This is a genomic window from Kribbella lupini (assembly GCF_039529595.1).
GTDB lineage: Bacteria > Actinomycetota > Actinomycetes > Propionibacteriales > Kribbellaceae > Kribbella > Kribbella lupini.
Genome location: NZ_BAAANC010000001.1, coordinates 1,783,166 through 1,807,780 on the forward strand (window position 1 = coordinate 1,783,166; position 24,615 = coordinate 1,807,780).

Genomic DNA, 24,615 nt, shown 5'->3' on the forward strand with positions numbered 1-24,615 from the left:
TCAGCGGAGGAACAGCGGCAGCAGAGGCTCGACGATGTCGAGGAGGGACTCGAGCGGGATCTCTCGGGGTGGATCGGTGAGGGCGCTGACGCGGACGACCCGGCGGCCGTTGCGGAAGACGAGTTCGCCTTGGTCGGGCAGGTAGTAGCCGGGGCGACCGATCGGGGCGGAGCGCGGCGGGGGAGTCTGGCTCGCTTCCGGGATCGAGTCGGTGTGGAGGGACTCGACGATGGCGACCGTGGCCTCGGTGGTGCCCCAGATGCAGGTGAGCGCGCCGTTGACCCGGTAGTCGCGGCGGAGTTGGACCAGGACGCCGATGAAGCGTTCGGCCATCGCGTTCGAGAGTTGGCAGGCGGCGTCGGACTGGCGGGCCGGGCGGAGGACCTTCGGTACGGCGTTGCGGACCGAGACGGCGACGCGCAGCAGTTCGCCGTCGGGCAGGCCCGAGGCCGTGGTGATGCGGACGATCCGGTTGGTGGTCTCGAACACGATCCCGCGGCCGCTGGTCCGCGCGCCGGGTCCGAGGTCGCGGGCGGCGCCACCGAGCTTGTCTGCCGGTTCGAACATGCCGAGCGTGTTGGCGACGCGTTCGAGGGCGCCGGGCGGCGCCGCGAGTGAGCTGACGCCGATGACGGCGGGCAGGCCGCCGACCACGAGCGTGCACAGGTCGAAGGCGGGCAGACCGCCGTCGTTCCAGCCGAACGGCTTCGCGACCCACTTGCTGCTCGGCCGCTTGACCAGGTTGTCGGGCGCGGCGACCGCCGTACAGGCGTGGTGGCCGGACTGGCCGACTCTGCCGTCGACGCCTTGGGGCTGCGGTGGAGCGATGACCGTCGGGACCGGGACGACCGGTCGGGGTGGTTCGGGTGGTCGCTCGTTGGCCCGGTGGGCGACCGAGCATCCGGCGAGCAGTACGGCGGCCAAGCCAAGGCTGATCAGCCGCTCCACCTGGACCCCACCACCGCCGCGGACCGGCGCGTTGACGGAACGCCGGGGGCGGGCGGGTCGGCGTACCGGTCGGGCTGTGGGCATGGAGGCCTCCGCAGCCGGGGAGCGAGGCCGGCTGAGCCCATGGTGCGCCTCGGCGGTGGGGGTTCGCCAGTGCTGCCGGAGCGGCCGAAAGCGGTCGCGGGGTGTTCCTGTCACCCGATGGTGACCCGGCTGGACTACGATCGCGTCGCCATGCTTAACAGATTTCGTCAGTTCTGGACCAAGGTGATCTCCCCGATCGCCAACCTTCTGCTGCGGCTCGGGGTGAGCCCGGACGCGGTCACCCTGGTCGGCACGATCGGCGTGTGCGCGGGCGCGCTGGTCTTCTTCCCGCGCGGCCACATCTGGCTGGGCGCCGTGGTGATCACGCTGTTCGTGTTCTCCGACCTGATCGACGGCTACATGGCCCGCACCTCGGGCACGTCGTCCAAGTGGGGCTCCTACCTGGACTCCACCCTGGACCGGCTCGGCGACGGCGCCATCTTCGGTGGATTGGTGCTGTTCTACGCCAACTCCGAGGCCGGCGACTCGACGCTGATGGCGGCGGTGACGCTGTGGGCGCTGGTGATGGGTGCGACCACGTCGTACGCGCGGGCCAAGGCCGAGAGCCTCGGCCTGCACGCCAGCGGCGGGCTCGCCGAGCGCTCCGACCGGCTGGTCGCGGTGCTCGTCATCGGCTTCTTCTCGGACGCGCTGAACCTGCCGATCCTGCTGAAGATCGTCCTGTGGCTGCTGGCCGTCGCCAGCACGATCACGGTCGTCCAGCGCACGCTCTCGGTCCGCAAGCAGGTCCTCGCCGACCCGGCCAACGCAGGACTCGGTACGCCGGGCGCGCCGGCGGGTGGAGCTACGAGTGCTGGTGCCTCGGGCAACGCGCCGGGAACGGCGAAGGGCGCGCCGGGAGACGGACCGGGTGCGCAGGCTGGGCCGGAGTCGCCCGAGCAGCCCGGTACGTCGTCGAGCAGCTGAGTCGTGGACGGGCTGCGCCAGCGGGCGGTCGACCTGGCTTTCGCGCTGGCATGGGCCTTGGTCCGTCGCCTGCCCGAGCCGGTGGTGACGTGGGTGTTCACGCGCGTCGCCGACTTCGTCGTACGGCGTGACGGCAAGGGCGTACGCCGGCTGCGCGGCAACCTCGCCGTGGTGCGTCCGGACGCGTCGGCCGAGCAGCTCGACGGGCTCGTCCGGGCCGGCATGCGGTCCTACCTGCGCTACTGGCAGGAGGCGTTCCGGCTGCCCGAGTGGTCCGACGAGCGGATCGTCGGCCGGGTCCGGACGGTCAACGAGGAACGGCTCCGCGACGCGCACGCCGCCGGCAGGGGCGTGATCTGCGCGCTCCCGCACCTCGCGAACTACGACCACGCCGGTGCCTGGGCGGGCCGGACCGGCATGCCGGTGTCGACGGTCGCCGAGCGGCTGAAGCCGGAGTCGCTGTTCGACCGGTTCGTCGCGTACCGCGCGAAGCTCGGCATGGAGGTGCTGCCGCTGACGGGCAGCGACGAGCACGTGTTCGGCGCACTGGCCGAGCGTCTGCGCGCCGGCGGATTCGTGTGCCTGGTCGCCGATCGGGACCTGTCCGAGCGTGGTGTTCCGGTCGAGTTCTTCGGACGCAAGTCCCGGATGCCCGCGGGACCGGCGGCGCTGAGCGTGCGGACCGGCGCACCGCTGATCCCGGCGACGCTGCACTACGACGGGCCGGACCTGGTGATCACCTTCCACCCGCCGATCCCGCGCGACGGCGGCCCGGCCGCGATGACCCAGCGCTGCGCCGACGCGTTCGCCGAGGGCATCGCCGCCCACCCGCAGGACTGGCACATGCTGCAACGCATCTTCGTGGACTGACCGGAGCTCGCACGATGGTCACCCCGCCTGCCAACGGTTCCAAGGACCTGCAGTGAAGATCGGCATCGTCTGCCCGTACTCCCTCGGCACCCCCGGCGGCGTGCAGAACCACGTCCGCGATCTCGCCGAAGCCCTGCTCGCCCGCGGCCACCAGGTCTCGGTGCTCGCCCCGGTCGACGACGACCAGGCACCGCCCTACGTCGTCTCCGCGGGCCACGCCGTCGGCGTCCCGTACAACGGATCGGTCGCCCGCGTCACGTTCGGCCCGCGAACGGCGGCACGCGTCAGGAACTGGCTCGCCGACGGGCACTTCGACGTCGTCCACGTCCACGAACCGACCACTCCGAGCGCGTCGATCCTCGCCCTGTGGGCCGGCGACGGCCCGTTCGTCGCGACCTTCCACACCTGGCAGGTCCGCTCCCGCGCGATGAGCGCGGCCTCTGGGTTGCTGCGCCCGGCGCTGGAAAAGATCGACGCCCGGATCGCGGTCTCCGAGAACGCCCGCTCGATGATGGTCCAGCACATCGGCGGCGAGGCGGTCGTGATCCCCAACGGCCTGTACGTCGACCGCTTCGCGGGCCGCGTCCGGCCGGAGTGGCGCGGCGAGGACGGCACGATCAGCTTCATCGGCCGGATGGACGAACCGCGCAAAGGCCTCGCGGTCCTGCTCGCCGCCGTCCCCGCGCTCGTCACGCAGCGGCGCGGGCTGAAGGTTCTGGTCGCCGGGACCGGTCAGGGCGAGGAGGCGCGGCGCTCGCTGCCGCCGTACTGCCGCGAGAACGTGCTGTTCCTCGGCGCGATCGACGACGAGGCCCGCGCCGACATGCTGGCCGGGTCGGACCTGTTCGTCGCGCCGCACCTGGGCGGTGAGAGCTTCGGCATCGTCCTGCTGGAGGCGATGGCCGCGGGCGCGCCGGTCGTCGCGAGTGACTTCACCGCCTTCCACCAGGTCCTGGACGGCGGCCGCCTGGGTGAGCTCTTCGAGCCGGGGTCGCCGGACGCGCTCGTCGCCGCCTGCCTGCGGCTGCTCGCGTCGCGCGACGAACGCGACAAGCTCCGCGACGCCGGCCTGACCGCCGTACGGCGCTACGACTGGTCGACGCTCACCGACGAGATCCTGGCCGTGTACGAGCTGGTCGCGAGATAGCTGGTCAGGTGAGGTACTCGGCGAGCCCGACGAAGATCTCCCCGGGGCCGCGCACGTAGCAGACCTTGGTGGTGTCGCCGTACCGGGCGATCTCGCCGACGAGCTCACCGCCGTACGGGCGGAGGCTGTCGACGACGTCCTCGATGCCGGTGACCGTGAACATCACGCGGTGCATGCCGACGAGGTTGTGCGGCGGGCGCTGCGGCGTCATCGGGCCGGCCGCCGGGGACAGGTACTTGGCCAGCTCGAGCCGGCCGGGGCCGTCCGGGACCCGCATCATCGCGATGTCGCAGCTGACGCCGTCGAGGCCGACGCACTGGTCGGCGAAGGTGCCTTCGACCCGGCCCTCGCCCTCCAGTTCCAGGCCGAGCTCGGTGAAGAAGGCGATCGCGGCCTTCAGGTCGTCGACGACGATGCCGACGTTGTCCATCCGCTGGAGCGTCAAGGTGGTTCTCCTCAGATCGTTCAGTGACTGTTGACGACCCTAGGACGAAACCGGTCCGCCCTTCTCGACATCCAGCCGGAAGGTGTTCAGGAGCGTCGCGCGGGACTCGGGGGAGAGGGTGTCGGCAGGGAGGCTGTCCAGCGCCTGGGTGGTCTGCCGGACTTGGTCGAGATAGCGGCCGCAGCCGTCGCAGTCGGTGAGGTGGTCGACGAAGGCCTGCTCCTCCGCGGGCGTCAGCGCGCGTTCCAGGTACGCCGTCACCTGCTCGACGAACTGCCGGCACTCGAGTTCGTTCACGAGGTTTCCTCCTGGGTGTAGTACGTCTCCAACTTCGCGCGGACGAACGCGCGGGCGCGGTGCAGCAGGACGCGCTGGTTCGCCGCGGTGATGTCGAGCAGCGCGCAGACCTCGTCGGACGGCCAGCCCTCGGCGTCCCGCAACGCGATCACCACTCGCTGCCGCTCCGGCAGCTCCTCCAGCGCGGCGACCAGGAGCGTGCGCACCTCGTCCTTCAGTACGCCGCCCTCCGGCTCGGGCCAGACCGGCGGAGGCTCCCACCAGTGCCCGGGGAACGGCTGACCTTCCGACTGGAACCGCCGCGGGTCGACTGTGGGGCCGAGATCGCTCGCCAGCTCGTCGCTCGGAACCATCCGGTGTTCCCGGCTGCCTCGGCGCTGGGCCGTGTTGGTGAGGATCCGGTAGATCCACGTCCGCAACGACGAGCGTCCTTCGAAGCGGTCGATGCCTTCGATGACCGCGAGCCAGGTCTCCTGGACGACCTCGGCAGCCGACTCCTCGGTCGAGACGTAGGACCGGGCAACGCGCAGCATGCCGCCGGACCAGCGATCCAGGACGAGGGCGAAAGCGCTCTCGTCGCGGTCGCACAGCCGGCGTACCAGCACGTCGTCCCCGGGCAGGTCGTCCATCGGCTCAGGCTAGTGACCGGCCGGCGGGACGAGAACCGACGACCCACAGCAGCGCGGCTCCCGAGAAGACCACCGCACCCGCGAGCAACCAGCCGGCGGCGTACACGTCGGCCTGCTGCGTGACCGCCCCGAACCCGAGCGCGAACGGCGTGAACAGGATCCACGACACCGCACTGATCCCCGATGCGACGCCGGTGCGGACGGTCGAGTCGACGGCGTCGTGCACGAGGTGGCTGACGTGGATTCCGATCACGACCACGAGCAGCGTCAGCACGACGATCGCGATGGTCAGCACCGCGAGACTCCCGCTCGTCAGCAGGACGGCGGCGCAGCCCAGCATCACCAGTACGACGGTTGCCACCGGCAAGCGCCGGTGCAGGTGCAGCCGCCCGGCCAGCAGCCCGCCCAGCCCGAGCGCGCCGACGACTCCGGCCCAGAACGGCCCGTAGAACCCGGCGGGCGCCGAGAGCTCGATCAGCCACAGTGGCCCGAACTCGTACATCGCCTGCAGGATCAACGCCGCCGTCACCGCGGCCGCCGCGATCGGAACCAGCCGGCCGCGATGCAGGATCGCGCGGACTGTCGTCCGGAGGTGTTCGCGCAGTGGAGAGCGCTCACCCGCCTCGTGCAGCCGCGGTTCGCGGAACCGGGAGAGCGCGATCAGCGAAGCGATCACGAACGGCAGCGTGACGACGTACGTGAGCCGGGTCGACGTCGCGGCCGCGATCCAGCCGCCCGCCAGCGCACTGGTGACGAGAGCGGCACTCTCGAGCAGACGGATCCGGCCGATCTCCCGCTCGTACGCCGTACTGCTGCCGGTCTCCTCGAGCACGGTGTCGTACACGATCGCCTCGACGGTGCCCGAGTAGAGCGCGAAGTACAGGCCGAGGACCAGGGCCGCGACGATGTATGTGATCACGTTCTGGCTCAGGGCGCCGATCAGCACGGCGACGAGCAGCGCGATCGCCGCCAGGACGAGCACGCCGCGCCGCGACCACCGATCGGCCAGTACGCCGGACAGCACCTCGGCGACCGGCACCAGCGCGGCGTACGCGGCGGCCATCACGCCGATCGTCGCCGCCTCGAACCCGATCTCGGTCATGAACAGCTTCTCGACCGGGACCCAGAACGCGATGCCCTGCAGGAACGCCGTCCAGCGCAGCGGGATCAACCGTTGCCGGACTCGCGCCGGCCTGACACTGACCGCGGTCGCCATGACGCCCTCCAGGGGTGCTCGGGAGTTCCTGTCACCCGGTCAGTGTCAGCAGCCCCCGGAAGCGTTACAGCCGGCTCAGCGCAGCTCGGCCGCCGTCTCCGCGATCACGTTCACGTCACCCGGCGTCGGGTGCCACGGGAGCTGCAGCGGGTCGTCCTTGTACCGCGGTACGACGTGCAGGTGGGTGTGGAACACGCTCTGCCACGCGTCGGCGCCGATGCAGCTCAGCAGGTTCGCGCCGTCGGCGTCGAGCCGCTCGATCACCCGGCCCACCAACGACTGCGCGAGCAGGGTCGCGGCGGTGAGGTCCTCGGCGGAGGCCTCGCGCAGGTCGGTCGAGTGCGCCCGCGGCACGACCAGCAGGTGCCCGCGGGTTGCCGGGTTGATGTCCATGAACGCGATCGCCCGCTCGTTCTCGGCCACCTGCTGCGACGGGATCGATCCCGCGACGATCCCGCAGAAAAGACAGTTCTCGGTCATGGTCACCACCCTAGAGCGTGCGGGACAGGCGAACGGGGGCTGGCTTAGACTGCGCGGGCCGGGCTGACCTGGTGGTGTGAGGCCTAGGAGGGGACGGGATGGCGGACGAGCTGCTGCGGCCGACGATCACGGCGAACGTGGATCTGTCGGTGCGCCCGTGGCGGTTGATGTCGCAGGCGTACGTCGCGTTCTTCGGCGGCGTGCTGGCGGTGACGCTGATCGCCTTCCTGAACGCGCGCCGGCTGGGGGTCGACGCGGCCCGGCAGCGGCAGATCCTCGCGGTCGGTCTGGTCGGGCTGGTCGTGTCGGCGGTGGTTGTCGTGCTCCTCACCGAGGACGACGCGAGCAGCGGGCTGCGGATCGTCACCCGGGTCGTCGCTGTCGTGTGCTGCCTGGTCCAGCTGCGGATCCAGCAGCCGATGGATCGCGCCTTCCAGCTCCGCGGCACCGGCCACAAGTCGCTGTGGGGACCGGGGATCGCGGCGGTGATCGGGCTCGGTCTGGTGGAGCTCGTCCTGCTCGCCGTACTGGCGGTGGCGCTGTGAGCGAACCGACCGAGGCCCGCCTGCAGATGGCCGGCCACTGGCTCCAGATCGGCCACCCGGAACGCGCTCTCGACGAGCTCCAAGGACTGTGGGGCGACGCCGCGCTCGACTACCGCGCCTACCTGTTCCGTGGCGCGGCCCTGCACTCGCTCGACCGCAACAGCGAGGCGATCGACGTACTGCGGGACGGTCTCAGCCAGCACGGCCCGTTCCTGCCGCTCCTCCAGGTCCTGGCCGCTGCGCTCCGCGCGGAGGGTCGGCTTCCCGAGGCCGAGGCCGCGCTTCTCCAGGGCCTCAGCCTCGACCCGAACGATCCCGACCTGCTGCTCGGCTACGCGATGGTGTGCCTGTCCGCCGGTCAGGCGGAGAAGGCGAGCGCCCTCGTCGAGCGCGCCGCGTCCCAGGCGCCCGAGAGCCCGCAGATCTCGGCCGCCCGCGCGCAGGTGGCGTTTGCCCTGGGCAAGGATCGCGACATGCACCGGCACTCGCAGAAAGCGCTCTCGCACGATCCCGACGACCCGGGCGCCCGCGCGCTGCACGGAACATCCGCGATGCTGACCGGTGACGCGACCACCGGGTACCGCTCGCTCGCGTCCGCGGCCGCGGCGAATCCCGGCGACGCCGACCTGGGCGCCGCCGCGCGCGAGGCCCGGCTCGCGAACCACCCGCTGATGCGTCCGCTCCGCCCGTTCCAGCGGTTCAACCCGCTGGTCATCTGGATCGCGGCCGTCGCGGTCATCTACGGCCTTCGCCTGGCCGGTCTCCGGCCGCTGGCCGCGGTCGCGGCGATCGCCTGGTTCGGCTTCTGCATCTACTCGTGGGTGGCGCCGCCGTTGCTGCGCCGCTGGCTCAACCGGAACTGGTGACATGACGAACGACCGGATCTCCGCCCTGCGCAAGGCGGTCGAGGCCAACCCCGACGACCTCCTCCTGCGGCTCGTCCTGGCCGAGACGCTGGTCGCCGCCGAGGAGACCGAGGCCGCGCTCGACCAGTACGTCGTACTGCTGGATCAGCAAGGTCTCCCCGAGGACCAGCTGGTCGCGGTCGGCGAGCTCGCCGCCGCGAACGGTCGGCTCGCGCTGCTGCGCAACTGCCTCGAAGCCGCACGCCAGGCGGGGGTCGTCGAAGGCACCGGCCGGCTGCAGCAACTGGTCGACGACATGATCGCGGCCCGGACCGGCGTGAAGGTGAAGGTCGGGCCGGAGGAGACCGGTGACGACTTCGTCGGTGACACCGCGAAGGAGACGACGACCTTCGACCAGGTCGGCGGGATGGACGACATCAAGCGGGTGATCCACCGGATGGTGATCCTGCCGCTGAGCCGCCCCGAGCTGTACGAGAAGTACGGCCGGCGGTCCGGCGGCGGCGTGATGCTCTACGGTCCACCCGGCTGCGGCAAGACGCTGCTCGCGCGGGCGACGGCGGGGGAGTGCGGGCTGCCGTTCGTCAACGTCCGGATCGAGGACGTGATGGACCCCTACCTCGGCGTCTCCGAGCGCAACCTGCACGCGGCCTTCGAGCGCGCCCGGGCGAACTCGCCGTGCGTGCTGTTCCTGGACGAGCTCGACGCGCTGGCGTTCGCGCGGCACAAGCACGGCGGGTCCGAGGCGCGCCGGCTCGTCGACGTACTGCTGCAGGAGCTGGACGCGATCGGCTCGGACAACAGCGGGCTGCTGGTGATGGCCGCGACGAACGCGCCGTGGGACGTCGACGAGGCGATGCTGCGGCCGGGGCGGTTCGACCGGGTGATCTTCGTTCCGCCGCCGGACGAGCCGGCCCGGGCCGACATCTTGTCCGTCGTACTGAAGGACGTGCCGTCGGCGGGGCTGGACCTGAAGTCGCTGGCCGCGCGGACACCGATGTTCAGCGGCGCGGATCTGCGGGCGCTCGTCGAGCGTGGCGTGGACGCGGTGATCGACGAGGCGCTCGCGACGGGCGGTGAGCCGCCGCTGGCGATGCAGCACCTCGAGACCGCGCTCCCCGCGGTGAAGCCGTCGACGCTGGACTGGCTGCACCGGGTGCGCTCGTACATCGAGTTCGCCAATCAGTCCGAGCGGTACGACGACGCCGCGGCGTACCTGAAGTCCAAGGACGTACGCCGCCGGCTCTCCTAGACCTTCACCTTCGACGCGGCGGAGTCCGGCATCGCCTCGTACCGGGCGAACGAGCGGGTGAACGACGCCGCGCCGTGCGACAGCGAGCGCAGGTCGATCGCGTACCGGGTGATCTCCACCTGCGGCACCTCGGCCTTGACCAGCGTGCGGTCGTCGCCGACCTTGTCGGTCCCCAGCAGCTTCCCGCGCCGGCCGGACAGGTCGCTCATCACCGCACCGACCAGCTCGTCCGGCACCAGCACCGACACCAGGTCGACCGGCTCGAGCAGGTTCACCTTCGTCGCGTTCGCGGCCTCGCGCAGCGCCAGCCCGCCGGCCATCTGGAACGCCATGTCGGACGAGTCGACGCTGTGTGCCTTCCCGTCGAGCAGCGTCACGCGGATGCCGACCATCGGGTAGCCGGCACCGACGCCCTTCTCCATCTGCGCCCGGATGCCCTTCTCCACGCTCGGGATGAACTGCCGGGGCACGGCGCCGCCGACGACCTTGTCGACGAACTCGAAGTCGGTGCCCTCGGGATGCGGCTCGACCTCGATGTCGCAGACGGCGTACTGGCCGTGCCCGCCGGACTGCTTGACGTGCCGGCCGTGCCCCTTCGCCTTCCCGCCGAACGTCTCCCGCAGCGGGACGCGCAGCTCGACGGTGTCCACCGTGACGCCGTACCGGTTGGCCAGAGCATCCAGTACGACGTCCGCGTGCGCCTCGCCCATGCACCACAGCACGATCTGGTGAGTCTCCGGGTTCTGCTCGATCCGCAGCGTCGGGTCCTCGGCCGCGAGCCGCTGCAGCCCGCCCGACAACTTGTCCTCGTCGGTCTTGGCCCGCGCCTGGACCGCGATCGGCAGCAGCGGTTCGGGCATCGTCCAGGGCTTCAGCACCAGCGGGTCGCTCTTGTCGGAAAGCGTGTCCCCGGTTTCGGCGCGGGTCAGCCGGCCGATCGCGCACAGGTCACCGGCGATGACGGCCGAGGCCGGGCGCTGCTGCTTGCCGAGCGGGAACGACAGCGTGCCGATCCGCTCGTCCTCGTCGTGGTCGGCGTGGCTGTTGGCCTCGCCGAAGAAGGACGTGAAATGGCCCGACACGTGAACCGTCGTGTCGGGCCTGATGGTGCCGGAGAACACCCGCACCAGGCTGACCCTGCCGACGTACGGGTCCGACGTCGTCTTCACCACCTCCGCGAGCAGCGGTCCGTCGGGATCGCAGGTCAGCTTGCCGCGCGCGACGCCGTGCGGGGTGAACACCTCGGGGAGCGGGTGCTCCAGCGGCGACGGGAACCCGCTGGTCGCGATCTCCAGCAGCTCCAGCGTGCCGACGCCGGTGCCGCTGCAGACCGGGATGGCGGGGAAGAACGAGCCGCGGGCGACCGCGCGTTCGAGGTCCTCGACCAGCACGTCCTGGCCGATCTCCTCGCCGCCGAGATAGCGCTCCATCAGCGACTCGTCCTCGGACTCCTCGATGATGCCCTCGATCAGCGTGCCGCGGTGCTCCTCGATCAGCTCCTCGTACGACGCCTCCGGCGGATGCGTGGTGCGCTTGCCGTCGGCGTACTCGTAGTGGGTCTTCGACAGCAGCCCGATCACGCCTTGGCCGGCGGGGAGGTAGAGCGGCAGGACCTTGTCGCCGAACGCGTTCTGCGCGGCGGAGAGCGCGTTCTCGTAGTTCGCGCGGGCGTGGTCGAGCTTGGTGACGACGACCGCGCGCGGCATGCCGACCTGGTCGCACTCCTGCCACAGCGCCTTGGTCGGTTCGTCGACGCCCTCGTTGGCCGGGATCACGAACAGCGCGCAGTCCGCGGCTCGCAGCCCGGCCCGGAGCTCGCCCACGAAGTCGGCGTACCCGGGGGTGTCGATCAGGTTCAGCTTCACGCCCTCGTGCAGGAGCGGGGCGAGCGCGAGACCGACCGAGCGTTGCTGCCGGATCTCGGCGTCGTCGCAGTCGCACACGGTGGTCCCGTCGAGGACGTTGCCGGGTCTGTTCAGTACTCCGGAGGCGACCAGCAGCGCCTCGACGAGGGTGGTCTTGCCCGCGCCGGACGGGCCGACGAGCACGACGTTGCGAATGGCGGCGGGGGTGTCCGCACCCGGCGCGCCCTGGGAAGTGTTCGCCTTGTCTGCCATGACGTTCCTCCTGTTGGCCCACCATTCCCCCAAGCACCCGCTCTGCACAAGACCTCCCCGGCGGTCAGGTCCGGGTGCGTTGGGTGACGGCGATGCACGCCAGTACGACGACCGCCGCGACCGGCGCGAGGACGGGCAGGTGCTCGCCCATCAGCAGGACCGACCAGACCAAGGTGATCAGCGGTTGGGCGAGCTGCAGCTGACTGGCTTTCGGTACGCCGATGGCAGCCATCCCGCGGTACCAGGCGACGAACGCGCCGAACTGGGAGATCGCGGCGAGGTAGCCCATGCCGATCACGGCTTTGGTGGTCAGGTGGATCGGCTCGTGCGGGACGGCCAGTGCGGTGACGACAGCCGAGACCGGAAGGGCTGCGACGACACCCCAGGCGATCACCTGCCAGCCGGGCATCGCCGCGGCGAGCCGGCCGCCTTGGGCGTAGCCGGCGCCGCAGACGATCAGCGCGCCGAACAGGTAGACGTCGGCGACCGTCGGCTGGCCGTGGCTCTGCTGGAGGGTGAACGCGGCGACGGTGACGGCGCCGAGGATTGCTGCCGTCCAGAAGACGGGCGACGGGCGGGTCGTCGGGACGGAGTCCGCGGCGGCGAGGCCGACCGCGCGCTCGCGACGATCGCGTCCGCCGGCGAGGAGCGACGAGATCACGACGGTCGCGAGCGGGAGGACGCCGATGACGACCGCCGAGTGCGCGGTCGTCGAGGTCTGCAACGCGAGGGTGGTGAGCAACGGGAATCCGATGACGCAACCGCCGGCGACGGTGAGCAGTCCCGCCCAGTGACGGCGGTCGGGCGGTGGCACGCGGGCGGCGTACAGACAGCCGGCGGCGAGGACTCCGGCGAGCAGGGCGCGAACGCCGGTCGCGGTCCACGGGCCGAACCCGTCGAGTGCCCAGACAGTCGCGGGGAAGCTGAGCGAGAAGGCGACCACGGCCGCGGCGGCCAGGAAAGTACCGGTCCGAACTGATATCGCGGGGGAGTGGGTAGCGCTATCTTGTGCTGTCATGAACGACGGTAGCAGCGGGGCCCGGCTGGTGCTGCGGCTGCGCGCGGAGCTCGAGCGCTACTCCGAAGGGCAGAAGCTTCCGCCGAGTCGGGCGCTGGTCACGCAGTACCAGGTGAGCCCGGTGACGGTGTCGCGAGCGATCTCCACGCTGGTCGCCGAAGGGCTGGTCGTGGCCCGTCCCGGGGCCGGGGTGTTCAAGGCCGCTCGGCGGGCGGCCGTCGTACCGGGGGATTTGTCGTGGCAGGAGGTCGCGCTCAGCGCCGATCCGCCGGCGGCGACGGTCGACGTCGGTCCGCGGGCGGCGGATGCGGCGGGACTGCTGGCGACGCTGGTACCGCCTCCTTCGGAGGTGATCGACCTGAACGGCGGCTATCTGCACCCGGCGCTTCAACCCGAGCGGGCACTGGCGGCGGCGCTGGCGCGAGCCGGCCGTCGTCCTGGGACGTGGGCGCGGCCGCCGGTCGAGGGACTGACCGAGTTGCGGGAGTGGTTCGCGCGGGACATCGGCGGGCCGGGAGGTTCGCTGGACGCGTCGGACGTGCTGATCACGGCGGGCGGCCAGAGCGCGCTCTCCGTTGCTCTCCGGGGACTGGCCGCGCCTGGTTCGCCGGTGCTCGTGGAGTCGCCGACGTATCCGGGGATGCTCGCGGCGGCCCGGGCCGCGGGCTTGCGTCCGGTTCCGGTGCCGGTGGATGCGGACGGCGTACGGACCGATCTGCTGGCCGATGCTTTCGAAGCGACGCGGGCGCGGTTGTTCGTGTGTCAGCCGCTCTTCCAGAACCCGACCGGGAGCTGCCTGAGCGCTGAGCGCCGTACGGCGGTGGTCGAGCTCGCGCGCGCCGCGGGGGCGTTCGTCGTCGAGGACGACTTCGCGCGGCGGCTCGTCCATGCCGACTCCGCGGCTTTGCCGCCGGCGATGGCGGCCGACGATCCCGATGGTGTCGTCGTCCACGTCCGTTCGCTGACCAAGCCGGCGTCGCCGAGCCTGCGGATCGCCGGGCTGACCGCCCGCGGTCCCGCGTTCGAACGACTGCGGGCGATCAACGCCGTCGACACCATGTTCGTCCCGCGGCCTTTGCAGGAGACGGCGCTCGAGCTGGTCGGTTCACCCGCCTGGTCCCGGCACTTGCGCACGCTCGCCGCCGCACTTCGCGACCGCCGTACGACGCTCCTGTCGGCACTCGCCACGTCCCTGCCTGAGCTGGCCCCGATCAGCCCGCGGCCCGGCGGCTACCACCTGTGGCTCGGCCTCCCCGAGAGAACGGACGAGCGCGCTCTCTCCACCGCCGCTCTGCGCCACGGGGTAGCGGTCGCCGCCGGGGCCGCTTACTTCACCGCCGAAGCCCCGGCGCCGCATCTTCGTCTCAGCTACGTCGCTGCCTCCGGGCCGGCGCAGCTGGAGGAAGGCGTCCACCGGCTCGGCAGAGCCTTCCACCAGGTTGTCTGATTCGGTCAGGCCCGGTTGCCCGCTGGGATGCGTGCCGGGTTGAACTGGTCCTGGATCCACTTCGGGTACGCCGGTGCCGGCCGGCTGACCTCGTCGAGCTCGGCCAGGTCCTTCTCGGTGAGGGTCAGGTCGGCGGCCTGGAGGTTGTCGGTGAGCTGGGCCGGCTTGCGCGCGCCGACGATCACGCTCGTCACCGCGGGCTGGGCGAGCAACCAGGCGAGCGCGACCCGGGCCGGGCTCACGCCGTGCCGGTCGGCGACGACCCGGAGTACGTCGACCACGTCGTACCCGTGCTCCTCGTCGAACGGGACGAAGTCGCCGCCCGTCTGGACCCGGCGCGCCTCCTGCTCGGTGGTCTTGCCGCCGCGCTCGTACTTGCCGGTGAGGAAGCCGCCCATCAGGCCCTGCCAGACGGTCAGGCTGACGCCCTCCTCGAGCGCCATCGGCACCAGGTCGCCCTCGGCCTGCCGGGACAGCAGCGAGTAGTTGATCTGGTTGGCGACGAACTTGGACTGGTGGTTCAGCGCGGACAGACCGAGGGCTTTGCTGATCTGCCACGCGGCGAGGTTGGACGCGCCGAGGTAGCGGACCTTGCCCTGCCGTACGGCGTCGTCGAGCGCGGCGAGGGTCTCCTCCAGCGGGGTGACGTGGTCCCAGTTGTGGATCTGGTACAGGTCGATGTGGTCGGTGCCGAGCCGGCGCAGGCTGTCCTCGAGCGAGCGCATGATGTGCAGCCGGGTCAGGCCCTGGTCGTTCGGTCCCGGTCCCACCGGCGCCAGCAGCTTGGTGCCGAGAACGACGTCGCGGCGACGCTTGCCCAGCGCGCGGCCGAGCAGTTCCTCGCTCTCACCGTCGGCGTACACGTCGGCGGTGTCGATGAAGTTGACCCCGGCGTCGAGCGCCGTACCGACCAGCCGGTCGGTGTCGGCCTGGCCCAGACCGCCGATCGCGCTGAAGACCGGATGGTCCGCGCCACCGAACGACATCGCGCCGAGGCCGATCTCCGAGACCCAGACGCCGGTCCGGCCGAGCTGACGGTACTTCATCGGTTCTCCTTTAAATGGACACTGTGTCTAAAAAAAGGCTACAGGGCTGCCCAAGGGAGGTAGGGTGCGGGGGAGTCAGCGACCTTCCGGAGATCCTGTTGCCTTCGAACTCAGCCCCCGCGTCCGTCGGGCGACCGGCCTCGGCCGAGGCCGACCTGTTCGCGGCCACCGGACGGTTGCTGGCCGGTGGGGTGAAGTTCACCGAGCTGAACGCGCAGCGCATCGCCACCGAGGCCGGGGTCGCACGGTCGAGCTTCTACGTCCACTTCCGCGACAAGGTCGACCTGCTGATCCGCCTGGCCACTCAGTTGACGGTTCCGAACTTCGACACCGCGTCGGCCTGGCGGCCGGCCGACGGTGTCGACGGCCTGACCGAGACCTTCGTGAACATCGTGGCGACGTTCCGCGAGCACGCCGCCGTCCGGCGGGCGCTGTCGGAGGCCGCGGCGTACGACGACACCGTGCGGGAGTACTGGGCGCGCGAGCTGGACCAGTTCAGCGAGTTCACCGACCGGCTCCTGCGCATCGAGCAAGACGCCGGCCGCACGCCCGCCGACCTCGACGTCCCGAGCGCGACGGAAATCATCGTCCTCGGCGGCGAACGCGCCATCGTCGAACACGTCAACACCCGCCCCGCCGCCACGGACGCGGCTTTCGCCGCCGAACTAGCCCGAATCTGGTGGCACGGCGTCTACCGCCGCGCACCCGAGCACTAGCGCGGCGGCAGGTGACTAAGCCTTGCCGAGGGCTGTCAGCAAGGTTTGCAAGTCTTCGGGGTGGAGGCGCGTGGTGGTGAGTTGAGCTCGGACTGTCTCGAGCTCGGTGGTTGCCTGGGTCGCCTGCAGTTGGAGTTGCTCGGTGCGGGTGCGGAGGGCTTCCAAATCGGCGCGGGTCTGCTCCTGAGTGATCGTGAGTTGCTGGAAGGCCTCGGCTTGAGCTGAGCGGGCTGCTTCGGCTTGCTGGGTCTTCTGCTGCTGCTCGGAGAGCGCGTTCTGGAGGGATCGGGCTTCGGCTCGTGCCGCTTCCAACTCCGTACGGCGTGCTGCCTCGGCCTCGCGAGCGGTGTCTCGTTCGCCTCGAAGCGTCTCGCGGTCGGCTCTGAGTGCTTCGCGGTCGGCCTGCAGGTTGTCGAGTTCCAGGCGGGCAGCGTCGCGTTCGGCGAGCAGGCGCTCGGCCGCCACGGCGATCTCGCGGAGCTGCCGGTCGGTGCCGGCAGCGCGCTCTGCTTCTTTGGCCGCCTGCGCCTGAGCGGCCCGGCGCGCGTTGACCGCTTCTTCGGCCTGCTGACGGGCGGCCCCCAGCGCCTCGGTCGCGTCGAGAGCTTGGCGGGCGGCGGCGGAAGCGCGCTCCACTGCCTCGGTGCGTTCCTTGACGGCGCGCTCGGCGGCGGCCTGGCTCTGGCGGGTCTTGTTCTCGGCCTGCTCACGAGCCTGTTCCGCGGTCAAGCGGGCCTGCTCTGCCTCGGCGACCTGCGCGTTGGCGGTCTCCACGGCGGCAACGGCAGCCGCCTCAACCTCGTCCAGCCGGTTCGTCACCGATTCGAGTGCGGCAGTGAGGGCTTCCACCGGACCTCGTACGGCGTCGAGCTGGTCGCGCAGGCGCTCGGCGTCCAGGCGGAAGGTGCTGCTGCCGGCATCCAGTCCCAGCGCGCCGAGGGCTTCCTTCTCCGCACGAGCCATCTGGGCGCACGTCCGGCCGCCCTCCCAGCGCGTCTCCCGGCAGAAAGTCCGCGGGCGTCCGCCCTGGAGTCCTGGAGCGGGCAACTCGGCCCGGCACTTGCTGTACCCGCATCTTCCAGCGTCCACGATCATGCGTCAGACCCTAGATGTTCGAGGTTCGAAAACTGAGAAACCGGTTCGGCGTTTCCAAAACCAAACCTAACCACCACGAAACCAGCGTTTTGTGAGTGTCTCGGCGAGACTGCGGAGTGGGAAGCCGGAGCGGACTGGGTTAGGGCTGAAGATGAGCCATGGACGCGAATCTGGTCGTGCTGGAAGCCGCCCGAAGAGCACGAGAAGAGGCGGGGGATAACCACCAGATCGTTGCTTCGGAAGGGATCTGGCCGGGAGTAGACGACCCGGAGACCCTGAGAGAACAGGTCGCCGACTGGCTCAGCCAGTACGCGAACGCGGGAACGAGAAGGACGTACGGCTACGCGCTGGGCCTGCCGATCGCCTGGGTGGATGTGTTGGTCCTTGGTGAGGAAGAAGCTCCAGCAAAAGCCTCATCAGCACCCCGAAGAGAAGGGCCCCTGCACGATCTCGCCTGGTTCCGGTGGTGTGCTGGGCGAGGGATGGATCCCCGGGCGGCGACCGGGCGGGACGTGAAGGCGTGGCTGCATCTGCTGGATGCGGCCGGCGCGGAGAAGCGGACCCGGCAGCGGATGCTGAGTACCTTGTCGGCGTTCTACGGGCATCTGACCGAGACCGGCGTCGTCCCCGCGAACCCCGCGGCCCTCAACCGGGCGCGGCTCGGGCTCAACCGCAGTTCGCGGGACGCCTCGCCGACGATCCGGCTGACGGCGGCGCAGCTGCACGCGCTGCTCGACGCCGCCGGGAAGCTGCCGAACAAGACGCGCTTCAAGGATCTGTACGCCGCCCGCGCGGTGGCGGTGGTCGCCCTCCTCACCCTGGGGTTGCGGGTGTCGGAGCTGGTCGGGCTCGACCGTCAGCATCTGGTCGTCTCCGGCGGCGAGCCGATGCTGCGGCTGCTCGGTAAGGGTGGCGTCCACCGTGAGGTCTACCTGACGACGCTCGCGGCCGAGGCGCTCGAGCGGTACCTCAGAGAGCGCGATCTGCTGCAGGAAACCAGTACGCCGGCGCTGCGTGGGCGCACCAACGGCAAGGCGACGAGCCCGCTGATCGCCACGCGGGACGGTGCCCGGTGCTCGCGGTTCGACGTGAACGCGTTGCTGCGGCGGGTCGCCGTACAGGCCGGTCCGGCGCTGGAGGACGTGGCGGACAAGGTGCATCCACACGCGTTGCGGCACGCGTACGTGACGATCGCGCTGGAGCAGGACGCGCGGATCCAGCACGTCCAGGCCGACGTCGGCCACGCGAGCATCGCGACCACGCAGTACTACGACCGAGGACGACGGACCCGGGACACCACAGCGGCCGATCTGGTCGAGGCCGCAATCCGCGCCGCGGGAGCAGAGCCTGCGGGAGAGCGCGCTCCGGGCGAGGACCCGGCGGGGGAGCGCCCGGTGGACTGAGATCTCGGTACTGTCGCGGCATGCGAAGGGGACTCTGGACCGCCGTGGTCACGCTGCTCACCGGGCTTGTTGTCGCCGGGTGGGCGCTGCCGGCCAACGCCCGCCCGGCCGACATCGGTGACGTCGTCAACCGGATGCAGATCGACTACGCGGTCAACGCCGACGGCGTTCTGCACGTCAAGGAGACGATCGACTACGAGTTCGGTAGTTCGGGGCGGCACGGGATCTACCGCAACCTGGTCACCCGGGAGCCCTGGAAGGACGACGACTCCAAGGACCAGGAGTACCAGATCTCGAACATCTCGGTGCGCAGTGACGACGCGCCGGACGAGTTCGAGACGACGACCGAGAAGAGCGACAGCCAGCGCGACCAGTCGATCCAGATCAAGATCGGCTCGGCGGACAAGACGATCACCGGGCGCCAGGCGACGTACGTCATCGAGTACGACGTCCGCGGCGCGCTGCGGCACTTCGACGAGCGCAGCGAGCTCTACTGGGACGCCACCGGCACCGGCTGGGACGCGACCTTCCGCCAGATCGCAGTCAACGTCGACGTGCCCGAGGGCGTGCAGCGGGTCGACTGCTTCGTCGGCGTCCAGGGCAGTACGACGAACTGCGACAGCAAGACCGTGGCCGGTGGCAAGGGAGTCTTCACCGCTTCCGGCCTGGACCGTGCCGAGGGCCTGACGATCGTCGCCGGCATCAAGCCCGGCGTGGTCGCCAACGACACCCCGATCGTCGTCGACCCGCCCGCCTGGCTCGAGCGCAACGGCATCAACGTCCCCGGCCTCGTCACCGCCGGACTCGTCACGCTCGCCGGCCTGGGCGCGGCGATCCTGTACGGCAAGCGCGGAAACCGCGACCTCCGGTACGCCGGGATGCCGCCCGGCACGTTCCCACCGACCGGCGCGACCGTTGCCGCGGTCAAGGACACCCTGACCACCGACCAGATCCCGGTCGCGTTCTCGCCGCCGCCGATCCCGGTCGGCGAAGGCGGCCTGCTGATCGACGCGAAGGCCAACACCACCGAGACCGCCGCGACCCTGATCGACCTCGCCGTGCGTGGCGCCCTACGGATCGACAACACCGGCGACGAGCAGAAGGCCGTTCTGCTCAACCCCGCCCTGGCGACCGCGCCGCACGAGCAGGTCCTGCTGCAGAACCTCTACCCCGGCCTGCGACCCGGCGACGAGCTCACGCTCAAGCGTCGCCCGACCGGCGACAACTCGATGCGCCTGGCGCACGACGGGATGATCGACGCGCTGCGCCAGCAGGTGAAGGCGCGCGACTGGTACACCCGGATGCCGTGGGCGGCGCGCGGCAAGCAGCTGTCCGGCGTCTTCCCGTGCGCGTGCATCGCGATGATCGGGATCTGGGTCTTCGGCGCCGGCATCATCGGTACGGCGATCGGCGCCGCGACCGGCGGGCTGGGTCGCGCGATCGTGATCGGGCTGCCGGTGCTCGCGGTGATCGTTGCCATCGGCACCGTTGTCACCCAGCGGGCGAAGGGCCAACGCAACCCCGCCGGCCGCGCGGTGACCGACCAGCTGATCGGCTTCCGGCTGTACCTGTCCACGGCCGAGGCGGACCAGCTCCGGTTCGAGGAGGGCGAGGACATCTTCAGCAAGTACCTGCCCTGGGCGATCGCGTTCGACCTGGCCGACCGCTGGCAGCGGGTCTGCTCGCAGCTCGTCGCGGCCGGACGCATCCCGGCCGACCCGTACTGGTACTCGGGGCCGTCGTACTACACGTCAGGTTTCGCGGCCGGCAGCATCAGCCAGACCGTGGCGCACACCTTCGACCCGCCGCCGGCACCCGCGGGCAGCGGTGGTGGGGGCGGCAGCTCCTCCGGCTTCAGCGGAGGTTCCTCCGGTGGCGGCGGAGGCGGTGGGGGCGGCGGTTCCTGGTAACGGCCGCGCGGGAGTCAGGCACGCAGAGGCCTGACCGGGGGACCGGGCCGCCGTACGACGTACGGCGGCCCTGAAACTCCCAGGCGAAACAGACGTGCGGGTCAGACCTTGCCGCCGGCCACGGCGGGGGCGGTCGGGTCGGCACCTTCGTCGCCGACGGTCTCGCGCGCCAGGTAGTCCTCGAGGTGGAACAGGTTGTCACCGGCGCGCTTGGCGACGTTGACCAGCGTCGTCATCGCGGCGACCTCCTCGACCTGCTCCTTGAGGAACCACTGCATGAACTGCTCGCCGAGGTAGTCGCCGTCGTCGCGCGCGGTCCGGGCCAGCGTCTCGATCTGCTTGGTGACCGTGATCTCCTGCTGCAGCGCGAGCTCCAGCGGGTCGAGCGCGGTCTTGAAGTCGTTGACGACCTCGCCGACGCCGGGGATCTGGGGGCGGATGTCGAGGTCGAGCAGGTACTTGACCATCATCATCGCGTGGTTGCGCTCTTCCAGGGACTGCTTGTAGAAGTGCGCGGCCAGTTGCGGGAGATCCTGGTCGTCGTACCAGACAGCCACCGCCGTGTACTGCTGTGACGCCGTGAATTCGTTGCGGATCTGTTCCTGCAGGAGTTTCGCGTACGTGCTCATGGTCACCAAGGTAGTGGTGCCGGGGTGATTTCTCACCGTTGGCGAGGCTGGCCTAACGGCGTGTCAGCTGGTCCCGGTGACGTGCGACCGGATCGCGGGAAGGTTGCCCAGCGGAGCGAAGTAGCCGCTGATCCCGTGGTCGAAGGTGATCGCCGCGATGCCCTGCTGCAGCCAGACCGGTGCCTGCGCGACGGCGTCCGCGGGGGTGAGCGCGAGGACCTGGACCTCGTCGTCAGCCGAGGCGAGGCCGTTGGCGACCGCGAAACCCCTGGCGCGCTGGGCGGTGGTGAAGGCCATCAGGAACGGCTGGTCGTTGTTGACGCCGACGAACGGTTGCGGGTTGCCCGGTTCGCCGCGCTGGACGAACCACCAGCGCTCGAGGGAGAAGGTTGCTGACCACAACTTCTCCTGGTTGGTGGTGCTCGGGTCGGCGCCGACGGCTTCGGCGAGGACGTCGGTGGGGGATGCTTCGTGCATCCCCCGACCGTACGTCGTCAGCGGTTCCCGAGCACGACGAACTCCGTGTCGCCGCCGGGGAGTGTGATCGTGATCTCGCGGCCGTCCACCTGCACGTCGATGCCGTCGGCAAGCGCTTGCGGAGCCAGCTCGTCACGGGTCAGCAACACAGCGTGAACCAGCACGGTGGGCTCGCCGGTGTGCGGTGCGGTCAGGTACGGGGTCGCCGAGTGCGGACCGAAGGCGTTCACGCCGAGTCCTCGGTGGACTCCTGCGGAGGTGTAGCCGTACAGGCCGGCCACCGACGACTGAAGTCCTTCGGCCGTCCGCGCCGAAGCCCACACACCATCAGCAGTTGCTGCGGGCAATGAGTCTGCCGCGACCGCGTAGCCGCCGCTGCGGATGAGGGAGCCGGCGGGGCCTTCGGCCAGGGTGACTCTGATTTCGAGGCTGCCGTGGACGATTGACGTGGTTTCGATGGCCCAGGGGCCTTCGGAGCCGAGCCAGGCCTTGTGCCAGGAGGACGCCGTACGGGCTCCTACGCCCAGGCGGCGGATGCGGCCTCGGGTGCTGGAGCGGCCCTGCTGGTCGACCAGGGCGATCAGGTTGTCGATCCGCGGGGCGTTGTCGGCGAGCTCCGGGCCGGCGTGGTTGGAGTAGGCGAGGCGGTCGTAGTGCGAGTCGACCGGCGGCTCGACGCCTTCGGGCTCGGCGGGCGGTGCGTGGTCGGCGCCGTGGTTGATCAGGCGGACGAGCTGGTCGTGGCGGCTGTTGTGGACGATCCAGCCCGGCGCCGGCATCGCGCGGACCTGGTCCTCGTCGTCGAGCGGGATCGAGTCCTCGGGGTCCGACCACACCGGGTGCTCCGGCGGTAGCAGCAACCCGACGAACCCCTTCGAAGCCCAGTACGGCGAACCAGGCCCGGAGTACTGCTGCGTCGTGGGCAGGAACGTGTCGTACCACCCCAGCGTCAGCAGCCCACGCTCGTCCGGCACCCCGTGCTGGACGAAGTGCCGCGCGATCCCCGAGCACAACCGCCGCGTCTGCCCGGGCGACAGCGGCGTCGAGTCCATCAACGCGCCCATCCAGTACGGCGCCGCCGCGGCCATCCGGTACGTCAGCGACCGCCCCTGGTACACCGGCGCGCCGTCGTTCCCGACCAGGTGCACCGCGTCCTCGAGGAACAGCGCGAGCCGCTCCCGGTAGACCTTCAGCCGGTCGTCGTACACGGCGCCCGGCGTCGCCGCCGCCATCCGCGTCCACAGCGCCGGGTACAGGTGCATCGCCCAGCCGATGTAGTTGTCGAAGTTCTGCCCGTCGCCGTCGGAGTACCAGCCGTCGCCGACGTACCAGTCCTCGATCCGGTCCAGTCCGCCGTCGATGTCGTCCTGCGAGTACGGCGCACCGACCGACGCCAGGAACTGCTCGCTGACCACCTGGAAGAGGCGCCAGTTGTTGTCGTGTGTCGTCGACCCGATGAACCCGCCGAGCCACTCCGCGACGTGCTCCTGCGCGCGCGTGTCGAGCCGGTCCCAGATCCACTCGCGCGACTCGTGCAGCGCGACGGCGATCGCGGCGGCCTCGACCATCTGCTGCGAGCGCGGTGTCAGCCGCAGCCAGGACTCCGGGTGGTCCGGGTTCGCGCCGTTCGCGACACCGCGCGCGTACCGCTCGATCAGTTGCTCGCACCCCTCGCCGCGAACGCCCCCGATCCGGAACGCGGCGAGCATGAACGACCGGGCGAATCCCTCGAGCGCGTCGGACGCCGTACCGGATCTGCTCGGGCGTCCCGGCAGCTCGACCAGCGCGGAGCCGGGGGAGAAGTAGGGATCGAGCGAGTCGAGCAGGTGGTCGGCCAGCGCCTCCCAGTGACCGCGGACCCAGCCGGTCTGACGTGACAGGACGCGATCGGTGGCGGGCAGGATGAGGCGACTCATGCTCAGGCGATCCTTCCGAGTTCGGTCGGGCTGATGGCGTGCCGCAGCGGGAGGCCGACGGCCAGGCGTTCGACCTCGCCGACGGCGAGCTCGCCGAGGCGGGCGACCTCGTTGCCGACGGCGCCGGCCAGGTGCGGGGTGAGGAAGACGTTCGGCAGGTCGAGCAGCCGCGAGTCCGGCGGCAGCGGTTCGGGATCGGTGACATCCAGTACGGCGTCCAGCCGGCCGGCGACGCACTCGGCTTCGAGTGCGGCGGCGTCGACGATCTTGCCGCGGGCGGTGTTGATCAGGACCGAGCCGTCGCGCAGCAGCCCGAGCAGCCGGGCGTCGACCAGTCCGACCGTCTCCGGCAGCAGCGGCGCGTGCACGCTCAGGATGTCGCTGCGGCGGAACAGGTCGTCGAGCGACACCAGCTCGGCGCCGAGCTCCGCGGACTCGGCCGCTGACAGGTACGGGTCGCTGATCAGCACTTCGAGGTCGAAGGACCGCAGCCGTTCCGCGACCATCCGGCCGATCCGGGACGCGCCGAGCAGGCCGACGGTCGTGCCGTAGTTCCCCGGGATGTTGCTCGGGTCGGGCCGGTGCTTGGTGCGCTGGTACTCCGCGCCGAGCCGGAACGCGCGCTTGCCGCTGAGCACGATCGTCGCGACGGTGAACTCCGCGACCGGCAGCGCGTTGGCGACCACGGCGGAGGTGACCTGGATCCCGCGGTCGAAGGCGACCGGCGTGACGAAGTGCTTCACCGAGCCGGCCGCGTGCACGATCGCGCGCAGGCGGGGCGTGGTGTCGAGCACCTCGGGGGTGATCTGCGGGCAGCCCCAGCCGGTGAGCAGGATGTCGACGTCGGCCAGGACGCCGCGGATCGCGGGGTCGTCGAGGAACGTCGCGTCCGCGCGGATCGGCAGCACCTCGGCCACCCGGTCGAGGCGCTCGCGCACCGCCGGGACCAGCACCCGGTCACGGCTGGACTCGTTCATCGCCAGCAGAACGGTCGGTCGCGACGGCTGCACCGCCGGGTCCGGCGGCGGCGGGACGGCTGTGGACGCGACGGGCGGGGACGACTCGGATTCGGTGCGCACAGGAGCACGCTAGCAAGCGCTTTCCAATTCCGCAGGTCCGATCCGCGTCGTGGGCGGTG

24 protein-coding genes are annotated in these 24,615 nt (G+C 70.8%); 10 read left to right on the forward strand and 14 right to left on the reverse strand.

The window, feature by feature from the left end; translation table 11 throughout:
- Complete coding sequence (locus ABD235_RS08180) at positions 1-1,032, reverse strand: hypothetical protein (protein WP_344171600.1); 1,032 nt, start codon at positions 1,030-1,032, stop codon at positions 1-3.
- Positions 1,033-1,182: 150 nt separating this feature from the next.
- Between ABD235_RS08180 and pgsA the strand changes: the two genes are divergently transcribed.
- Genes pgsA through ABD235_RS08195 form a run of 3 tightly spaced genes read left to right on the forward strand, consistent with a single transcriptional unit; the run spans position 1,183 to position 3,976 of the window.
- A complete protein-coding gene (gene pgsA / locus ABD235_RS08185; RefSeq protein ID WP_344171602.1) occupies positions 1,183-1,959 on the forward strand; it encodes a phosphatidylinositol phosphate synthase in 777 nt (258 codons plus the stop codon).
- A 3-nt stretch (positions 1,960-1,962) separates the two neighbouring features.
- A complete protein-coding gene (locus ABD235_RS08190; RefSeq protein ID WP_344171604.1) occupies positions 1,963-2,829 on the forward strand; it encodes a phosphatidylinositol mannoside acyltransferase in 867 nt (288 codons plus the stop codon).
- A 52-nt stretch (positions 2,830-2,881) separates the two neighbouring features.
- Complete coding sequence (locus ABD235_RS08195; RefSeq protein WP_344171606.1) at positions 2,882-3,976, forward strand: glycosyltransferase family 4 protein; 1,095 nt, start codon at positions 2,882-2,884, stop codon at positions 3,974-3,976.
- Positions 3,977-3,980: 4 nt separating this feature from the next.
- Here the strand turns inward: ABD235_RS08195 and ABD235_RS08200 are convergent, their stop codons facing one another.
- From ABD235_RS08200 to ABD235_RS08220, 5 genes are all read right to left on the reverse strand, one after another.
- On the reverse strand, positions 3,981-4,421 hold the full coding sequence (locus tag ABD235_RS08200; protein ID WP_344171608.1) for a VOC family protein: 441 nt from the start codon (positions 4,419-4,421) through the stop codon (positions 3,981-3,983).
- A gap of 39 nt (positions 4,422-4,460) precedes the next feature.
- Positions 4,461-4,718 carry an anti-sigma factor family protein gene (locus ABD235_RS08205; protein ID WP_344171610.1) on the reverse strand — a complete coding sequence of 86 codons (258 nt, stop codon included), beginning with the start codon at positions 4,716-4,718 and terminating at the stop codon, positions 4,461-4,463.
- A complete protein-coding gene (locus ABD235_RS08210) occupies positions 4,715-5,347 on the reverse strand; it encodes an RNA polymerase sigma factor (RefSeq protein ID WP_344171612.1) in 633 nt (210 codons plus the stop codon). Before ABD235_RS08210 ends, ABD235_RS08205 begins: the two co-directional genes overlap by 4 nt.
- Positions 5,348-5,351: 4 nt before the next feature.
- Entirely contained in the window at positions 5,352-6,563 is a 1,212-nt protein-coding gene (locus tag ABD235_RS08215; RefSeq protein ID WP_344171614.1) for an MFS transporter, read from the reverse strand.
- Between the two features lie 75 nt (positions 6,564-6,638).
- Positions 6,639-7,043 carry an HIT family protein gene (locus tag ABD235_RS08220; protein ID WP_344171616.1) on the reverse strand — a complete coding sequence of 135 codons (405 nt, stop codon included), beginning with the start codon at positions 7,041-7,043 and terminating at the stop codon, positions 6,639-6,641.
- A 98-nt stretch (positions 7,044-7,141) separates the two neighbouring features.
- Here ABD235_RS08220 and ABD235_RS08225 point away from each other — a divergent pair, with 98 nt between their 5' ends.
- The 3 genes from ABD235_RS08225 to ABD235_RS08235 are packed head-to-tail and all read left to right on the forward strand — an operon-like array spanning position 7,142 to position 9,703.
- Positions 7,142-7,588 (forward strand): hypothetical protein, encoded by a 447-nt coding sequence (locus ABD235_RS08225; RefSeq protein WP_344171618.1) that lies wholly within the window; start codon positions 7,142-7,144, stop codon positions 7,586-7,588.
- Positions 7,585-8,454, forward strand: coding sequence for a tetratricopeptide repeat protein (locus ABD235_RS08230; protein ID WP_344171620.1), 870 nt, complete (start codon positions 7,585-7,587; stop codon positions 8,452-8,454). The genes ABD235_RS08225 and ABD235_RS08230 overlap by 4 nt, the downstream gene beginning before the upstream one ends.
- A gap of 1 nt (position 8,455) precedes the next feature.
- A complete protein-coding gene (locus tag ABD235_RS08235; protein ID WP_344171622.1) occupies positions 8,456-9,703 on the forward strand; it encodes a tetratricopeptide repeat protein in 1,248 nt (415 codons plus the stop codon).
- On the opposite strand, the gene ABD235_RS08240 is transcribed toward ABD235_RS08235, so the two are convergent.
- Together ABD235_RS08240 and ABD235_RS08245 are read right to left on the reverse strand one after the other, a co-directional pair.
- Positions 9,700-11,820, reverse strand: coding sequence for an elongation factor G-like protein EF-G2 (locus ABD235_RS08240; protein WP_344171624.1), 2,121 nt, complete (start codon positions 11,818-11,820; stop codon positions 9,700-9,702). The genes ABD235_RS08235 and ABD235_RS08240 overlap by 4 nt on opposite strands.
- A gap of 64 nt (positions 11,821-11,884) precedes the next feature.
- The gene (locus ABD235_RS08245; RefSeq protein WP_344171626.1) at positions 11,885-12,838 is read right to left on the reverse strand and encodes a DMT family transporter; all 954 of its coding nucleotides are present in this window, start codon (positions 12,836-12,838) and stop codon (positions 11,885-11,887) included.
- Between ABD235_RS08245 and ABD235_RS08250 the strand changes: the two genes are divergently transcribed.
- Positions 12,837-14,285 carry an aminotransferase-like domain-containing protein gene (locus ABD235_RS08250; protein ID WP_344171628.1) on the forward strand — a complete coding sequence of 483 codons (1,449 nt, stop codon included), beginning with the start codon at positions 12,837-12,839 and terminating at the stop codon, positions 14,283-14,285. The two genes, ABD235_RS08245 and ABD235_RS08250, sit on opposite strands and share 2 nt — an antisense overlap.
- 5 nt (positions 14,286-14,290) lie before the next feature.
- On the opposite strand, the gene ABD235_RS08255 is transcribed toward ABD235_RS08250, so the two are convergent.
- The gene (locus ABD235_RS08255; RefSeq protein WP_344171630.1) at positions 14,291-15,331 is read right to left on the reverse strand and encodes an aldo/keto reductase; all 1,041 of its coding nucleotides are present in this window, start codon (positions 15,329-15,331) and stop codon (positions 14,291-14,293) included.
- Positions 15,332-15,429: 98 nt separating this feature from the next.
- On the opposite strand from ABD235_RS08255, the gene ABD235_RS08260 reads away from it, so the two are divergent.
- Positions 15,430-16,047, forward strand: coding sequence for a TetR/AcrR family transcriptional regulator (locus tag ABD235_RS08260; protein WP_344171632.1), 618 nt, complete (start codon positions 15,430-15,432; stop codon positions 16,045-16,047).
- 15 nt (positions 16,048-16,062) lie between these two features.
- On the opposite strand, the gene ABD235_RS08265 is transcribed toward ABD235_RS08260, so the two are convergent.
- Positions 16,063-17,010: a coiled-coil domain-containing protein gene (locus tag ABD235_RS08265; protein WP_344171634.1), complete on the reverse strand. Its 948-nt coding sequence runs from the start codon at positions 17,008-17,010 to the stop codon at positions 16,063-16,065.
- Between the two features lie 614 nt (positions 17,011-17,624).
- Here ABD235_RS08265 and ABD235_RS08270 point away from each other — a divergent pair.
- Positions 17,625-18,545, forward strand: coding sequence for a tyrosine-type recombinase/integrase (locus ABD235_RS08270; protein WP_344171636.1), 921 nt, complete (start codon positions 17,625-17,627; stop codon positions 18,543-18,545).
- Positions 18,546-18,565: 20 nt separating this feature from the next.
- Positions 18,566-20,455 carry a DUF2207 domain-containing protein gene (locus ABD235_RS08275; RefSeq protein WP_344171638.1) on the forward strand — a complete coding sequence of 630 codons (1,890 nt, stop codon included), beginning with the start codon at positions 18,566-18,568 and terminating at the stop codon, positions 20,453-20,455.
- 101 nt (positions 20,456-20,556) lie between these two features.
- On the opposite strand, the gene ABD235_RS08280 is transcribed toward ABD235_RS08275, so the two are convergent.
- The 4 genes from ABD235_RS08280 to ABD235_RS08295 form a co-directional block, all read right to left on the reverse strand.
- Entirely contained in the window at positions 20,557-21,084 is a 528-nt protein-coding gene (locus ABD235_RS08280) for a ferritin (RefSeq protein ID WP_344171640.1), read from the reverse strand.
- Positions 21,085-21,147: 63 nt separating this feature from the next.
- Positions 21,148-21,561: a hypothetical protein gene (locus tag ABD235_RS08285; protein WP_344171642.1), complete on the reverse strand. Its 414-nt coding sequence runs from the start codon at positions 21,559-21,561 to the stop codon at positions 21,148-21,150.
- 17 nt (positions 21,562-21,578) lie between these two features.
- Positions 21,579-23,477 (reverse strand): DUF2264 domain-containing protein, encoded by a 1,899-nt coding sequence (locus ABD235_RS08290; RefSeq protein WP_344171644.1) that lies wholly within the window; start codon positions 23,475-23,477, stop codon positions 21,579-21,581.
- Between the two features lie 2 nt (positions 23,478-23,479).
- Positions 23,480-24,556 carry a hydroxyacid dehydrogenase gene (locus ABD235_RS08295; RefSeq protein ID WP_344171646.1) on the reverse strand — a complete coding sequence of 359 codons (1,077 nt, stop codon included), beginning with the start codon at positions 24,554-24,556 and terminating at the stop codon, positions 23,480-23,482.
- Positions 24,557-24,615 lie beyond the last annotated feature (59 nt).